At 62.3% G+C, this 15,163-nt stretch carries 15 protein-coding genes; 8 read left to right on the forward strand and 7 right to left on the reverse strand.

The window, feature by feature from the left end:
- Positions 1 to 223: 223 nt before the first annotated feature.
- Together FHX10_RS09295 and FHX10_RS09300 are read right to left on the reverse strand one after the other, a co-directional pair.
- Positions 224 to 823, reverse strand: coding sequence for a HupE/UreJ family protein (locus tag FHX10_RS09295; protein ID WP_132573519.1), 600 nt, complete (start codon positions 821 to 823; stop codon positions 224 to 226).
- A gap of 98 nt (positions 824 to 921) precedes the next feature.
- Complete coding sequence (locus tag FHX10_RS09300) at positions 922 to 1,119, reverse strand: hypothetical protein (protein WP_132573517.1); 198 nt, start codon at positions 1,117 to 1,119, stop codon at positions 922 to 924.
- On the opposite strand from FHX10_RS09300, the gene FHX10_RS09305 reads away from it, so the two are divergent.
- Positions 1,118 to 2,149 carry a hydroxyacid dehydrogenase gene (locus tag FHX10_RS09305; protein WP_184389266.1) on the forward strand — a complete coding sequence of 344 codons (1,032 nt, stop codon included), beginning with the start codon at positions 1,118 to 1,120 and terminating at the stop codon, positions 2,147 to 2,149. The genes FHX10_RS09300 and FHX10_RS09305 overlap by 2 nt on opposite strands.
- 26 nt (positions 2,150 to 2,175) lie before the next feature.
- Here the strand turns inward: FHX10_RS09305 and FHX10_RS09310 are convergent, their stop codons facing one another.
- Together FHX10_RS09310 and FHX10_RS09315 are read right to left on the reverse strand one after the other, a co-directional pair.
- Entirely contained in the window at positions 2,176 to 3,198 is a 1,023-nt protein-coding gene (locus FHX10_RS09310) for a Tim44 domain-containing protein (RefSeq protein WP_184389269.1), read from the reverse strand.
- Positions 3,199 to 3,283: 85 nt separating this feature from the next.
- On the reverse strand, positions 3,284 to 3,742 hold the full coding sequence (locus FHX10_RS09315) for a YbaK/EbsC family protein (RefSeq protein WP_097544034.1): 459 nt from the start codon (positions 3,740 to 3,742) through the stop codon (positions 3,284 to 3,286).
- A 247-nt stretch (positions 3,743 to 3,989) separates the two neighbouring features.
- Between FHX10_RS09315 and FHX10_RS09320 the strand changes: the two genes are divergently transcribed.
- Genes FHX10_RS09320 through FHX10_RS09350 form a run of 7 tightly spaced genes read left to right on the forward strand, consistent with a single transcriptional unit; the run spans position 3,990 to position 11,172 of the window.
- Positions 3,990 to 5,336 (forward strand): extracellular solute-binding protein, encoded by a 1,347-nt coding sequence (locus FHX10_RS09320; RefSeq protein WP_132573513.1) that lies wholly within the window; start codon positions 3,990 to 3,992, stop codon positions 5,334 to 5,336.
- A 58-nt stretch (positions 5,337 to 5,394) separates the two neighbouring features.
- On the forward strand, positions 5,395 to 6,696 hold the full coding sequence (locus FHX10_RS09325; RefSeq protein WP_097544032.1) for a carbohydrate ABC transporter permease: 1,302 nt from the start codon (positions 5,395 to 5,397) through the stop codon (positions 6,694 to 6,696).
- 2 nt (positions 6,697 to 6,698) lie between these two features.
- Entirely contained in the window at positions 6,699 to 7,541 is an 843-nt protein-coding gene (locus FHX10_RS09330) for a carbohydrate ABC transporter permease (protein ID WP_097544031.1), read from the forward strand.
- Positions 7,541 to 8,596 carry an ABC transporter ATP-binding protein gene (locus tag FHX10_RS09335; protein ID WP_097544030.1) on the forward strand — a complete coding sequence of 352 codons (1,056 nt, stop codon included), beginning with the start codon at positions 7,541 to 7,543 and terminating at the stop codon, positions 8,594 to 8,596. The genes FHX10_RS09330 and FHX10_RS09335 overlap by 1 nt, the downstream gene beginning before the upstream one ends.
- Positions 8,596 to 9,375 carry a glycerophosphodiester phosphodiesterase gene (locus tag FHX10_RS09340; RefSeq protein ID WP_132573511.1) on the forward strand — a complete coding sequence of 260 codons (780 nt, stop codon included), beginning with the start codon at positions 8,596 to 8,598 and terminating at the stop codon, positions 9,373 to 9,375. The genes FHX10_RS09335 and FHX10_RS09340 overlap by 1 nt, the downstream gene beginning before the upstream one ends.
- Positions 9,359 to 10,363: a LacI family DNA-binding transcriptional regulator gene (locus tag FHX10_RS09345; protein WP_047613100.1), complete on the forward strand. Its 1,005-nt coding sequence runs from the start codon at positions 9,359 to 9,361 to the stop codon at positions 10,361 to 10,363. The genes FHX10_RS09340 and FHX10_RS09345 overlap by 17 nt, the downstream gene beginning before the upstream one ends.
- A complete protein-coding gene (locus FHX10_RS09350) occupies positions 10,363 to 11,172 on the forward strand; it encodes an inositol monophosphatase family protein (protein ID WP_132573509.1) in 810 nt (269 codons plus the stop codon). Before FHX10_RS09345 ends, FHX10_RS09350 begins: the two co-directional genes overlap by 1 nt.
- Before the next feature lie 77 nt (positions 11,173 to 11,249).
- Here FHX10_RS09350 and FHX10_RS09355 read toward each other — a convergent pair whose 3' ends face one another.
- The 3 genes from FHX10_RS09355 to FHX10_RS09365 form a co-directional block, all read right to left on the reverse strand.
- A complete protein-coding gene (locus tag FHX10_RS09355) occupies positions 11,250 to 12,905 on the reverse strand; it encodes a tetratricopeptide repeat-containing diguanylate cyclase (protein WP_132573507.1) in 1,656 nt (551 codons plus the stop codon).
- Between the two features lie 128 nt (positions 12,906 to 13,033).
- Positions 13,034 to 13,897 carry a glycerophosphodiester phosphodiesterase gene (locus FHX10_RS09360; protein ID WP_179867839.1) on the reverse strand — a complete coding sequence of 288 codons (864 nt, stop codon included), beginning with the start codon at positions 13,895 to 13,897 and terminating at the stop codon, positions 13,034 to 13,036.
- 165 nt (positions 13,898 to 14,062) lie between these two features.
- Positions 14,063 to 15,157: a pyridoxal-phosphate-dependent aminotransferase family protein gene (locus FHX10_RS09365; RefSeq protein ID WP_097630948.1), complete on the reverse strand. Its 1,095-nt coding sequence runs from the start codon at positions 15,155 to 15,157 to the stop codon at positions 14,063 to 14,065.
- Between the last annotated feature and the right edge of the window lie 6 nt (positions 15,158 to 15,163).

Consider the following 15,163-nt stretch of genomic DNA (forward strand, 5'->3'; position numbering starts at 1 on the left):
CGCCGGCAATCGGCAAGGGAGGCCTGCGTCAATTTGGGTGTCCCGTCGTTGATCGTTGGCTATCTATAGCCGGGCGCAACGCCGCTGAATTTGACTTGGGTCAAATCCGGAGCCCTTTGCAGCGATGACGCAGAAACGCCCGGCGATGCGCTAGGCATGCCGGGCGTTCTGTCGGATTGAGATGTCTAGGACGCCGCCTCGTATTTGTTCAGAAATGCCAGGCTCAGATCAAGCCGGCCAGGATACCGACGCCCGATATGGCGGCAATGCCGCCTGCCGTACGCGTCACAAAAAGCCCCTGACGTTCACCGGCGCGGCCGATGAGGTAACCAAGCGTGAGGCCGGCGGCATGCAGCAGTGCGGTCGCGATCATGAAGCCGGCAGCATAGGCAGCACCGGCGGCATTTTCCGGCATTTCGGCACCATGTGCATGACCGTGGAAGATGGCGAAGAGGCCGATGATACCGAGTGTTGCGGCGAGCGGCGCCTTGACATTGAGCGCGACGATGGCGCCGAGGACGACGACGGAAAGCGCGATGCCGGTTTCAACGAAGGGAATATTGACGCCGGTAGCGCCGAGGACACCACCAAGTGCCATCACCAAGACGAAGGTCGTCGGCACGAGCCAGGTGGCGCGGCCGCCCAGCTGAAATGCGAAAACACCGACCATCACCATGGCGAGGACATGATCGAGGCCAGAGATCGGATGGACAAAGCCATGGCTGAAGCCGGCGGCTTCGCCGATGGCGGGATGGGCGTAGGCGGCGGCTGGAAGCGCTGCGGCAGCCAAGGCAAGCAGACCGCTCTTGAGTGCTGATTTCATTGCTCATTCCCTCGTGAGTTTTCGAATATCCTGCGGCCGCCGAACACAGGCATGGTTCCAAGTCGCGTGCATCACGCTAGTTCAAAGAATTCCCGCCGTCAACGAAAATGCCGCGAAATACCAAGCCGATTCAATTGCTTATCTGATAGGCAGATGCCGCTTTCGATAGCGTCTCTCGGCGCCGAGCGCCCTCGTTTTCTAAAGTTCTTTTCCGCGAACTGGAAACGATCGCGCACAGCGGCTATCAATCGTCCGGCGGAGATGGCGCAAGCCGCCGCGGTGGAGGAGATGCCCATGACGAACACCGAACGGCCGCTGGCGATCAGCGCCCCCGAGCCGCGCACGCTCGACCTGATCTTCAGTAACAAGGCGCGCGCCGAACTGCATGCAAAATACGAGATCATCGAGGCCGACCCCGAGTATATCGCGGCCCTCGGCGACGAGATCCTCGGCAAGGCGCGCTACATCATCGGCCAGCCGCCGCTTTCGGCGGAAACGCTGGGACGGATGCCGGCCCTGCGCTCGATCCTCAATGTCGAAAGCAATCTTCTCAACAACATGCCCTATGAGGTGCTGTTCGAGCGCGGCATCCATGTCGTGACCACAGGCCAGGTCTTTGCCGAGCCGGTCGCCGAAATCGGTCTCGGTTTCGCGCTGGCCTTGGCGCGCGGCATCGTCGATGCGGATGTCGCCTTCCGCCAGGGCAGCGAACTCTGGGGCGGGGAGGGCAATTCGAGTGCGCGGCTGCTCGCCGGCTCCGAGATCGGCATTGTCGGCTTCGGCGATCTCGGCAAGGTGCTGCGACGAGTGCTGTCCGGCTTCAGAGCCCGCATCCGGGTGTTCGATCCCTGGCTGCCGCAATCGATCCTTGAGGAAAACGGCGTCGAGCCGGCAAGCCTGGAGGACGTTATGACGAAGAGCGATTTCATCTTCGTCGTCGCCGCCGTCACCAGCGAGAACAGGGGATTTCTCGGCGCCGAGGCCTTCGCCAGCATGCGCAAGGGCGCCGCCTTCATCCTGCTCAGCCGCGCCGATGTCGTCGATTTCGATGCGCTGATGGCGGCCGTCTCGTCAGGCCATATCGTCGCGGCGAGCGACGTCTACCCTGAAGAGCCGTTGCCGGCCGATCATCCGGTGCGGAGCCTGAAGGGCTTCATCCGCTCGGCGCATCGCGCCGGCGCACTCGACAGCGCCTTCAAGAAGATGGGCGAGATGGTGCTCGAAGACATGGACCTGATGGATCGCGGCCTGCCGCCGATGCGCTGCAAGCGGGCGGAACGCGAGACGGTTTCCCGCATGCGTTCCAAACCGGTCGCAGTGAATTAAAGAGAGTATCGGCTTTGCGCGCCGCATCACGCGGCGCGTTGCTCCGTGCCCTGGATCGCGGCGAGCTTCCAGTCGGCGCCCGGCTTGCGCACGAAGGTCCAGACCTCGGCGCTTTCGCTCGGGCGGCGGTCGTCGCCGGAAACAACACGGCCGCTGTCGCGTTCGATCATGGCGTCGATCGAGGAGTAGCGCATGGCGAGCGTGGCAAATTCCTGCCCGTCCTCGCGCCAGGCTTCGGCAATGTCTCCCTGCAGCAGCTTGACGTCGGAAACGCGGTTGCGCACGCCGTTGGTGGCGTTTTCGCCGAGTTCCTCGGCAAGATAGGACATGGCCTCGGGCGTCGTCAGGCGCCGCAACGTGCCGTAATCTTCAGCGCCATAGGCGGTCTGAACGCTGGTCAACAGTTCCTCGAACTGATCGAGATCGGCCTGCGCCAGTCCGATCTCGTCGCTCGGGCGGTTGCCGCGCGAAGACGAAGCTGAACCGGCGCCCGAACCGATCGCCGGGATGTGGAAGGACGAATTGCCGGCAGGCGACATGCTATAGGATTGCTGGCCATAGGACTGTGGCGAGGATCGGCTCTGGCCGCCGACGCCGTAGGAAGGCTGGCGGCGATTGGCGAAATAACGCATGGCGAGCATGACGGCGCCGCCGATCAGCGCGATCTGCAGCAGCATGCCGAGAAAACCGAAGCCGCCGCCGAAACCGTGACCGAGCAGCATGCCGAGAAGGCCGCCGGCAATCAGGCCGCCGATCATCGAACGGCCGAAGCCGCCGAAGAGACCAGGGCGCTGGGTGCCGAAAGGTTGCTGCGCGGTCGCCGGTGCCGTGGTCGGTGGACGCGGCGTCATCGATCTTTCGATCGGTGCCGCAGTCCCGGGCGCGGTGCTGGTGACGGGCGGAGCCTGGAAGGTGCGCGTGCCGCGACTTCCGAAACCGCCGCTACCGGCGCGGCGCGCCTCGGCATCGTCGAGGGAAGCAAAAACGGTAGCGCTCGTCAGTGCGGCAATTGCCGCGATCTTGGCAAAACGCGAAACGGCACTCGGCATTCCTGATCTCCTGTCATGCACAATGACGGCATGTCGAGAGGTAATATAGGTAGTCTTTCCCCGGTGTGAAGTTCTTCGGCCAGTTTTACTGGCAGACATCGACCCAGCTGGCGCCGGTCAGCTCGGCCAGCCGTCCGGTTTCGATGCGCACGGCCGAATTCGTCGAGCCGGCCGCCGGCACGACTTCCTCGAAACGTTTCAGCGAGATATCGCAATAAATGGGCAGCGGCGAGGGCAGGCCGAAAGGGCAGACGCCGCCGACCGGATGGCTGGTGACCGCCACCACCTCTTCGGCGTCGAGCATGCGCCCCTTGGCTCCGAAGGTGTCCTTGAACTTGCGATTGTCGAGCCTTGCCGTGCCGCCGGCAACGACCAGCATCATCTGCTCGCCGACGCGCAGGCAGATCGTCTTGGCGATCTGGGCCGGCTCGACACCGTGGGCTTCGGCGGCAAGCGCCACCGTCGAGGAGTTCTCGGCGGTTTCGATGATTTCGATATCGGGTGCGTGGACGCTGAGAAAGGCGCGGACGGATTCGAGGCTCATGGCGGGAAGTTAACGCAGGAAAAGCGCAATTTGAAGCGTAAAAGACGCCCGTCGAAAACCACCGCTTGCAAGTCGTCCGGACATCGTCATAATAAATTTGCACACGTGCTCAATTTTGTCATTCGGCCGTTACGTTCAGTCCATAAAGCGGACATTGTCACGTTTTCGTGGGGTTTCGGAGCGGCCATCATCAGCAGTGCTGACCCGTCAAGAGGCTTCACACTGCTCTTCTAGGGAGACGAAGAAGATGACTATTCTGCCGAGCTTGAAATCCCTCACGATCGCGGCCACCATTCTGGCCTCGACCTCCGCTTTCGCCTTTGCCAAGGACGTTACCATCAGCGTCTGGGCCGGCGGTACCGGCCCGAACGACGTCTATCGCCTCGACGCCATCGAGATCGCGGCCCAGCAGTTGCAGCGCCAGGCCGCCCTCAAGGGCGAAGACCTGAAGATCACCGTCGACAAGAAATCCTACTCCGCCTGGGAGGACTTCAAGCAGGCGCTGACCCTTGCCGCGGAAGCCAAGACCGCGCCGAACATCGTCGTCAGCGGCCATGAAGACATCGCGCCCTGGTCGCAGGCCGGCCTTATCGTTCCGATCGAGGATTACGTCGATCTCGACTCCTGGCCGCTCAACGGCATCTATGAAAATCTGCTGCAGATAGCCTCCTACAACGGCACCGTCTACGGCATTCCGCAGGATGCCGAGTCTCGGCCGATGTTCTTCTGGAAGCCTTACATGAAGGCGATCGGCTACAGCGACGCCGATCTGGATGCGTTGCCGCAGAGCGTCCAGGCCGGCAAGTACACCATGAAGAACCTGCTCGAAGACGCCAAGAAGATGCAGGACAAAGGCCTGGTCCAGGCCGGCTACGGTTTCTATCCGCGCGCCAGCAACGGGCCCGACTACTGGCAGTTCTACACCAGCTTCGGCGGCACGATGGAAGAAGGCGGCAAGCTCGTTTTCGACAAGGCGGCAATGACCCGCACCTACCAGTTCTTCGCCGATGCCGTTAAATCAGGCGTCACCAAGAAGAACCACATCGGCATGCCGGGCGACCAGTGGTGGAAGGAAGTCGCCACCGGCAAGGCCGGCATCTGGGACGGCGGCACCTGGCACTATGCCCGCCTTGTCAACCAGGAAGGTCTCAAGGATTTCTTCGGCAACGTGATCTTCACGCTGATCCCGGCCGGCGAAGGCGGAAAGGCCAACACGCTGACTCACCCGCTCGTCTACCTGCTGACAGCGGGTCACGACAAGGAAGACACCGATATCGCCGCCCAGCTGATCACGATCGCCTCCGAGCCGCGCATCAACGCGCTGCATGCGGTCAAATCGGCCCATCTCGGCATTTCCGAGGCGGAATCGCAAGTCGATTTCTACTCGGCCGACCGCTGGACCCGCGAAGCCACCGAGCGCCTGCTGCCGCATGCCAATGCCATGCCGAACAATTCCGATTTCGGCAAATATTGGAACATCATGTGGAAGAACCTCGAAGCATCCTGGACCGGCGCCAAGACCGTCGACGCCGCCATTGGTGATGCCGAGAGCGAGCTGAAGAGCACGCTCGGCGACAAGATCGTCATCCGCTAAGATCGAAGCTCGGGGCGGCGGCACCCGCCGCCCGGTCGGTTCGCGATGAGGGGCTTCCATGAAATCGTCCAGAACGCTCGGACTGGTGATGATCGCGCCTGCGGCGATCATGATCGTCCTGTTCTTCCTGATGCCGGTCGTTCTGACGGCAGTCTTCTCGATGACCAGCATGACGACGGCGACCGGCATATCAGGCGGTGTCTACCAGATCGCGCCCAATTCCCTGATCGCGCTGAAATCGGCGCTGCCCGACATCGCCGCCGAGATGGCCGAACCGCGTTACACGGTCGACGAAGCTGGCCTCAAGGCCGTCGAGGGCCTCGGACTTGCGCCTGGGATCGCGGCGGAATTGCGTGCCAAACATATGGGCGAGGTCTTTCCAGCGCGCCGGGACGTCGAGCGCATGCTCAAGGATCTCGCCGAGCGGCCTTCGACGCGCGAAGTCAAGCAGATCTCCGAACAGTTCAACCGCTCCGTCCTCAACACTCGCTTCGATAGCAAGGGGCAGCTCTTTTCGGCGCTGGATTCTCTGGGTTTCAAGCTGACCCCGGAACAGAAGGAAACCGTCGCGACGGCCACCTATACCGGCTGGATCTGGACGACCGACAATTTCTCGCGCCTGGTCACTTCACCCGACATGGCGCGCGTGCTCTTGAATACCGTGCTCTATGTCGCGCTGGTGCTGACGCTTTTCAATGTCGGCTATGCGCTGCTACTGGCGATCTGGACGCATTACATGCCGCCGACGCCAGCCTCAATCTTCCGCGGCATCTGGCTCCTGCCACGCATCACCCCCGTCGTCATCTATGTGATGCTGTGGAAATGGCTTGCCTGGGATACCGGCTTCATTTCCATCCTGATGGGCAAGTTCGGCTATCCCCCGAAGAACTACCTGCTCGACAACGCCTATAATGCCTGGATCTTCGTTGTGCTGATCAACGGCTTCATCGGCGCCTCGATGGGCATGCTGGTCTTCTCCTCGGCGATGAAAGCCATTCCGAAGAGCCAGTTCTATGCGAGCGAGGTCGACGGCGCCTCACGCTGGCAGCAGATCCGCTACATCATTCTGCCGCAGATGCGCTGGCCGATCCTCTTCGTCACCTGCTATCAGACGCTGTCGCTGCTCGCCTCCTTCAATGAAATCCTGCTTGCCACCAATGGCGGACCGGGCAACTCGACCGAGGTCTGGGCGCTCGCCGCCTATCACACCGCGCTCAGGAATTATGCCGGCAATCTCGAATATGGGCTGGGTGCCGCCATGGCGCTGGTGCTCGTCGTCATCGGCGTGGTGCTGTCGCTCCTCTATCTGCGAGTCTTCAACTACGGCACGCTTGTCGCCAAGCCCCTGATCGAGGATTGACCATGGCCGAACAATCGCAGCCTTCGGCAAATTACCGCAGCTGGCCCGTCATATCGGCACTGACAATCGTCAGCCTGCCGCTGCTCCTGATGTATGCCTATCTCTTCCTCGACACCGTGACGGTAAGGCAGCCGGATGCCTTGCTGCCCTCCGCCTTGACGCTCGAGCACTGGCGTTTCCTGTGGCAGACGACGGCGGGCAAGGCGAACATCTGGCAAGTGACGGTGAATACGCTGCTCTTTGCAGCCTGCACCACCAGCGTCGTGCTCATCGTCTCGTCGATGGCGGGCTATGTGCTATCGCGGCTGAACGTCCCGGCGCGCGGCTTCTTCCTTGCCGGCGTCATGGTGCTGCATGCCTTCCCCTCGGTGACGCTGATCATCGCCATCTTCATCGTGCTGCAGATGATCGGCCTCTACAATTCGCTGATCGGCGTCATCCTGGTAAAGGCGGCGATCGACCTGCCGCTCGGCATCTGGCTGATGAAAGGCTTCTACGACACCGTGCCGTGGGAAATCGAGATGGCCGGTGTCGTCGACGGCGCCTCGCGTTTCCGCGTCTGGCGCAGCCTTGTGCTGCCGCAAGTCAAGCCCGGCATCATGGCGCTCGGCTTGTTCTCCTTCCTCTCTGGCTGGGGTGAATTCATCCTGCCGCAGGTGCTGGCGCCTGGCAATCAGGTGCAGGTGCTGTCGGTCTATCTCGCCGGCTTCCTCGTCGACGACAATAATTACGATTTCAACATGTTCAAAGCGGTCGGCATCTTCTACTTCCTCCCGGTTCTGATCGCCTATGCACTCTTCAACAAATATCTCATGAACATCTACGGCGGCGGGAGCAAAGGCTGATGCGCATCCTCCTCGACAATTTTTCGAAGAGCTTCGGCTCCACCAAGGTCATCGAGAACATGCGGCTCGAAGTCGGCGACGGCGAGATGCTGGCGCTGCTCGGGCCTTCCGGCTGCGGCAAATCGACGACGCTTTTTGCGGTCTGCGGCATTCACCGGCCGACCGGCGGACGCATCCTCTTCGGTGACCGCGACGTCACCGATCTGCCGAGCCAGGCCCGCAATGTCGGCGTCGTCTTCCAATCCTATGCGCTCTACCCACACATGACGGTTGCCGAAAACATCGGCTTTCCCCTGAAGGTGAAGGGCGTGTCCGCCGCCGAAATCCGAAAGGAGGTCGACCAGATCGCAGCCCTCGTGCAGATCGGCAACCTGATGGGGCGCCGGCCGGCCCAGCTTTCCGGCGGCCAGCAGCAGCGCGTGGCGCTCGCCCGCGCGCTGATCCGCAAGCCTGATGTACTGCTGCTCGACGAACCGCTCGCCAATCTCGACGCCAAGCTGCGCCTCGAAATGCGCTCGGAAATCCGCCGCCTGCAGCGCGAGACCGGCATCACCGCCATTCTCGTCACCCATGACCAGGTGGAGGCGATGAGCATGTGCGACCGCATCGCCATCATGAAGGAAGGCGAGATCGTTCAGATCGCCACGCCGGCCCAAATGTACAACGATCCGAAGACCGCCTTCGTCGCCGGCTTTCTCGGCAACCCGCCGATCACCTTCCTGCGCGGCGTCGTCGACAAGGGCGCCTTTACGATCCCGGAAAGCGAGATCCGCGTGCCGCTGCCCGATACCATCGGCGCCGCCGAGGGCACGAAGCTGATGCTCGGCGTCCGGCCGGAGCATTTCACGCCGGCGGGCGACATCCCCGTGCCCGGCAAGATCACCTTCGCCGAAACGCAAGGCCGCGAGAATCTCTACGACGTGGCTCTTGCCGGCGGGCCGCTGCTGCGTTCGATCCAGCCGGTGCGCAGCGATATCCATGTCGGCGACGACGTCCGGTGGGCAATCGACAGCCGCGGCATATTCGTCTTCGATGAAAATGGCAGGAGGCTCTGATGACCCGCGATTTTTCGGGATTTTTCGAGCGTTACGGCTGGCCAGCGACCAAGGGCCGGCTTCCCTTTTGCATCGGCCATCGTGGCGCCAGCGGCCATGAACCCGAGAACACGTTGGCCGCTTTTCGCCGCGCCGCCGAACTCGGCGCTGAGATGTGGGAGCTCGACACGCAGCTGACCAGCGACGGCGTGGTCGTCGTCTCGCATGACGACCATCTCGAGCGCGTCTTCGGCATCGACCGCCGCATTTCCGAAATGACGGCAGCGGAGCTTGCCGGGCTCGACGGTGTCGATGTGCCGAGTTTTTCGGAGGTCGCCGCCCTCGGCCGCGAGACCGGGACCGGTCTCTATGTCGAGCTGAAAGCGCCTGGGACCGGCATGCGCTGCTGGCGGCATCTTGCCGAGATGAACCAGCGTTTCGCCTGTCTCGGCTCCTTCGACACGGCGCAGGTGCGCGAACTCCGTGACGCGGCCTGCGATTTTCCTCTCTCGGTGCTGATCCGCGTCGGCCACGATCCGCATGTACTCGGCGACGAGGCCGGCGCCGATATCCTGCATCTCTGTTGGGAGAGGGCAGGCGAGCGTCCGCAGGATCTGGTCACCGAGGCGCTGATGAACCGCGCCTTCGAGGCGGGCCGCGAGATCGTGCTCTGGCACGAGGAGCGACCGGCCATTCTCGACGACATCATGAAGCTTCCCGTTCTCGGCATCTGCACGGATCTGCCCGATCTGATGCGGTCGCCTGCGGTTAAGGAAAAAGCAGTTGGCAGACAGGGATAAGGGACCGCGCAAGGTAACCTCCTTCGATGTGGCGCGTGTGGCCGGCGTCTCGCGCGCCGCCGTGTCGCGCGCCTTCACGCCGGATGCCAGCGTCTCGCCGAAGACGCGCGAGAAGGTCTACCAGGCGGCCAAGGAACTCGGCTACCGGGTGAACTATCTTGCCCGAAGCCTGACCAACAAACGCTCCGATCTCGTCGGCGTCGTCGCTGCCGGCCTCGACAACCCGTTCCGCACGCTACAGATCGAGAATCTCGCAAGAGTGCTGCTCGCCCGTAATTTCCGTCCCATCCTGCTGCCGACCTCGCCGGAGGCCGATACTTCGACGGTCATCGGCCAGCTGCTGCATTACGCCGTGTCAGGCGTCATCGTCACTTCGGACGCACCGCCGACCGAAATCTGCGAGCAGTGCGCGGCCGAAGGCGTGCCGATCGTGCTGATCAACAAGGGCAACGACATCCCCTTCGTCGACCGCATCATTTCCGACGACCGGATGGCCGGCCATCTCGCCGCCACCCAGCTGATCGACAGCGGCGTGCGAAAGCCCGCCGTGATGGCCGCACCTGCCGTATCCTATACGGCGCGGCGGCGCAGCGAGGCCTTCATCGCGCGTTGCAGGCAGCTCGGCGTCGAGGCGCAATTCCTGCAGGTAAGGATCAACAACTACCGGAGCGGTTATGATGCGGCAGCCGAACTTGCCGCATCCGGCATCGACGGACTGTTCTGCGCCAACGACTACATGGCCTGCGGCGTGATCGACCGCGTCATGCAGGGCCGCGGCCGCGATGACGCGCCGCCGCTCCGCATCATCGGCCATGACGACATTCCGCAAGCGAGCTGGACCGCTTACGATCTCACGACCATCCGCCAGCCCTGCGACGTCCAGGCCGAAAAGACGGTCGACCTGCTGATGAGCCGGATGGCCGAGCCGGACCTGACGGCGCGTGTCGAATTCACGCCGGTGACATTGATCAGAAGAAGGACTGCCTGATGAATTCCGCATTCGATGCCGCCGCCATCCGCGCACGGGCGGAGGTCGCCATGTCAGTTGCCCTCGAGGTCGGACGGGAAACGGCCCGCTTTCGGTGGGACTCCGTCCCCGGTAGCCTCGCCGTCGAGAACAAGGGATTGCAGGATTTCGTCACCATCGCCGACAGAAAGGCCGAGCAGGCAATCCGCGACGGGCTGTTGTCGCGCTTTCCGGACGATACATTCATGGGCGAAGAGAGCGGCGGACGATCGGGCGAGGGCGGCACCTGGGTCGTCGATCCGATCGACGGCACCACCAACTATATCAGGGGTTTCCGGCACTGGGGCGTCTCGATCGCCTTCGTCGCATCGGGAAAGGTTGAGATCGGCGTGGTCTATGACGCCGCCGCCGACAAGGTCGTTCATGCCGTGCGCGGCGGTGGCGCCTTCAAGGACGGGCTTCCGGTGCATGCGGCTGCGACCGTCGATCCGGCCAATGCGCTCGTCATTCTCGGCCATTCCCGCAAGACGAGCTTTGAAGACCATCTCGCGCTTTCGCGGCGGCTCCACGAACGCGGCATGGATTATCGCCGCATGGGCGCGGCCGCGATCGACCTCGTCCGCGTCGCCGAGGGCGCTGCCGATCTCTATTACGAACGCCACCTCAATGCCTGGGACATGCTCGCCGGCGCGCTGATCGCCGAAGAGGCCGGCGCTGTGGTGGCGATGCCGCCGGTCGACAGGCTGCTTGCGCAAGGCGGGCCTGTCATAGCCCACGCGCCGGGGCTTGCCGGCGAATTCGCCTTCATCCTCGACATTGAAGGGCTATAAATAGACCATTCTCAAAGAGGCGACCCGCCCGATTTGGCGTAACTGCGACGTTGACCCGAAAGCTGCGGAAACGCCGGTTACGAAACAACGCGATTGCGGCCGCTCTTTTTCGCCGCATAGAGATTCTGATCGGCGATCGCCAGGATCTCGTTCGGAGAAGTGGCAGACAGGGTGCCGGCGACACCGATGCTGATCGTAATGTGCAACCCGTTGCAGATCTCGGACCAGGCCCACTGTTCAACGGCCAAACGCAGCCGCTCGCAGACATCGGCGGCGCCCCGGGGAGCGCCGGCGAGCAGGACGACGAATTCCTCGCCGCCAAAGCGAATTGCCTGATCGGTAATGCGCAGTTGGCCGCGCAATATGGCGCCAATGGCACTGAGGACCTGGTCGCCGATCATGTGAGAGAAGTTGTCGTTGACCGACTTGAAGTGATCGACATCCAGCATAGCGATGGAATATGGGCGCTTCTCGGACGTCAGCTCTTTGAAACGGCTGTCAAGATATTTGCGGTTATAGAGGCCGGTCAGCGGGTCCACATAGACGGCACTGGCAAGGATATCGGTTTGCTCCTGCAGCTTCTGATAGGAGGCCTCCAGCGTTTCTGCGCGCTTCGTCTCCGTTTCGGCAACTTCCTTGAACCGCTTGGTTTCATAGTAGATTTCGGCAAGGCGGGCGCGCTGCTGGGTTCTCTCGGCGCTATTGCGCAAATAGGCTTGGTGATATTTTTTATGGGCCGCCAGCGCCGGATCGAACTGTCCCAGCCCCTCATAGGCTTGCGACAGATGAAGATAGATCTGGATATAGGAATCGAAACTGCCGCCATCGTCTATCAGCTCCACCGCCTCGAGCAGCGGCGCTAGAGCTTCCGCGAATTTGCCGGAATTGTTGTAGATCTGGCCCAAGGTGTAGAGATATTGCTGCCTGTCCCTGACATAGCTGTTCTCCTGCAACAGCCGGTAGCGGACCATGCACTGGAGCGCCTTGTCATGCTCGCCCAGGTGGCTGTGGAACTCGGCTTTGTTGCCGAGACAGATGCGGGCAGCCCAGCGATCGCCAGTCTCGGTTGCGATGTCGAGCGCCTGTTCGGTCAGTTCCAGCGCTCTCACCAGCATCTGGTGGCCTTGCTCCGGCTGATCGAGCGCCTGCGCGATATATCCGGCTTCCGAATGAGCGCCGCCGAGATTGATGAGCCACCAGCATTCATAGGTCTTGTCGCCGATCGATCTGGCGAGTTCGACAGACCTCTCGCTCATCAGGATGGCCCGGTCGGGCTGCTTGTTGTACCAGAAGATAATTCCAATGACGTTGGTGGCCAGGCTTTGCGCTTTCGGGTCTGCTGTCTTGTCGGCCAGATCCAACGCGTGCGTGGCTTCTTCGATCGCTTCCTCCGGCAGGCCCAATTCCAGCAGCAGCCATCCGAAATAGGCCCGGGCATAGGCTTCCTGCCTGGGCTCCCCGTTCGTTTTCCAGAAGTCTACCGCCCGGCGGACATGCGTCAGGCCAAGTTCGGCCTTGCCGATCTGAAAACAGTACCAGCCAATGTCGGTGTCGCATTGAGCTGCGAGCCGATCGTCGCCCCGCGCCGTGGCATCCGCAAGGATCTGGCCGGCCAGTGTGAGTGCCTCGACGGAGCGGCCTGTGCACCCAAGATGCCACGCTTCCTGCAAGCTGGAATTTGCTTGTTGCGCAATTGCTTTAGTATCAACAACTTGCATATCGAACACCAACATTTGTCTGCTGGATATGGATAGCATCAGAAGTTTAAAATGATGCAAATTACGCAAAACATGCGACAGGCCGATAAATAGAGTCCCGACAGCGGCTCACACCTTTCGAAATGATACTCCGATGCTTGTCGTTAGACTGCCATGCGGCGGCGCCAGGCGCGTTCGGTCGCCGGTGCCTCGTCGGTGGTGATCTGATCCGGCTTCAGGGCCATCAGCGCCGAGAAATTCAACCATTCCTCTTCGCTGAAACCAGCCTCCGGATCCTTCAGGGTGAAGGTCCAGGCATCGACGCGTTTGCCTTGATCCTGGCAGAGCGCGATCATGTCGAGACCGTCCCTGGCGGCGTCCAGGATCAGTGACCACTGCAAATAAATCGTGTCCGGTTCGGTCGGGCCGCGCAGGTCGGCGCGCAATTCCGCCTCGACAGCCTTCCAGCCGCGAGCCTTGCTGATATCGTAGAGCTTGTCGGTGGGGTCGATCCCGCGCAGCAGATGCGGAAGCTTCTCCTTGACCGCGACGATGAGATCGAGACTGCCGCCGCTAACGATCACCGAGGCGGCGATATGGCGGAAATGCGCGGCAAGATGCTCAATGCCCCTGGCGCCGATCGCCTCGTAGTCGTCCTTCATGTCGAATTGCAGCAGCGCGGCCGGATGGGCGGATTGCAGCATGGCAGCGAGATCTTCGCTGAGGATCAGCGGCCGGTCGCCCTCCTGCATCCTGATATCGCCGAGGTCACCAAGGCTTTTTTCGGCGATCGGTCCATGCCCGGTCGTTTCGCCTTCGAGGTCCTCGTCGTGCAGCACGACGAAACCGCTATCGGCGCGCACGCGCAGATCGAGCTCCATCGAAGCGCCGGCGGCAAATCCTTCCGCCATAACCTCGGCTGAGAACAGCGGATCGGCAAACCGTTTGCGCAACCTATGCCATTTCAGGCGGGTGCGGTGCCCCTCATGCGAAATCTCCAGGCCCTGCGCATCCAGCAATCTCGTCATCTGCACCAAGTCTCCACGATGCCTCTCTCCTGCCTTGGCGAGCGACGATTATCAAGGACTGAATACGGCTTTATCGGGATGCCGGAGGGTTTTTGCCGGGCCAAGCGTAAGCCGGGCGGCGGCCTTGTGGTCATCGACATGCCGTCCCGGTTCCGGGAACATCTCTCAGCGGCTATAGGCCGACGAAATCGCCTCCGAAGCGGCTGATATATCCGCGAGATGACCGGCCTGCCTGAGGGCCGCGCCATAGGCCACGACATTCGACAGCACCGTCTGGAATGTGGCGCGCGGACCTGTGTGGTTCAGCCGCACGAGACGGGCCGGCGCGGTTCCGACACCTTCGGTCAGCTCGACCCCCAGTCGTCCGGCGGCAGTGATCAGCACGGCAGGTGCCAGCGCCTCCGGCACCGGCACCGCCGTCACCAGGTTCGACGCCTTTGCTGCCGGCACCCAGACCGGAGTTCCGAGTGCCGCAAGCCCCGCCCGTGTTGCCGATGCGGCAAGCGCATGGCGGGCGACCACATTCTCCAGGCCTTCGGCTTCGATGCGGTCGAGCGACGTTTCCAGCGCGAAGAATTCCAGCGGCGCCGGCGTTCCCGGCAGGCCGAACCGGCCGCTATCGACCCAGCTCTTCATGTCCGCCAAAGACAAGATCGAATCGCGCGGTGCGCCATCTCGGAGAATGAAATCCCAGGCACGGCGGCTGACCGAGAGCGCGGAGACACCAGCCGGACCGCCGAGTGCCTTCTGCGGGCCGATCACCGCGATGTCGATGCCGAGATCGTCGACATCGAATTCGTGACCGCCGACCGAGGCGACCGCATCGACGACGGTGACGATGCCGTGATCACGCGCAAGCGCCAGTATCTCGGGCAGGGGATTGAGAATGCCGCTGGCGGATTCGGCATGAACCAGAGCGAGCACATCGATGCGAGAACCGGCGTCGAGTGCTTTGGCGACGGCATCGATCTCGATCGGCAGGCCTGGTTCGGCGACGATATCGGCAACCGTTGCACCGCCCCGCCGCAGCCATTGCCCGAACCAACCGCCATAGAGGCTGGTGACGATGTTGAGTGCGGCAAGGCCGGGGCGCGCAAGGCTGACCGCTGCCGCCTCCAGCGCCACCACTGCCTCTGCCTGCACAAGCAATATGTCGCCACGGCTGCGCAATAGGCGGCCGATCCTGTCGGCAAGGGCTGCGTAGCGTTCCGCGGGATAGGAGGGTACGCCATGCAGGGGATTCCAACCAAGATCGGACATGGATAC

It is taken from the genome of Rhizobium sp. BK591, from assembly GCF_014195045.1.
GTDB classification, from domain to species: Bacteria; Pseudomonadota; Alphaproteobacteria; order Rhizobiales; family Rhizobiaceae; genus Rhizobium; species Rhizobium anhuiense.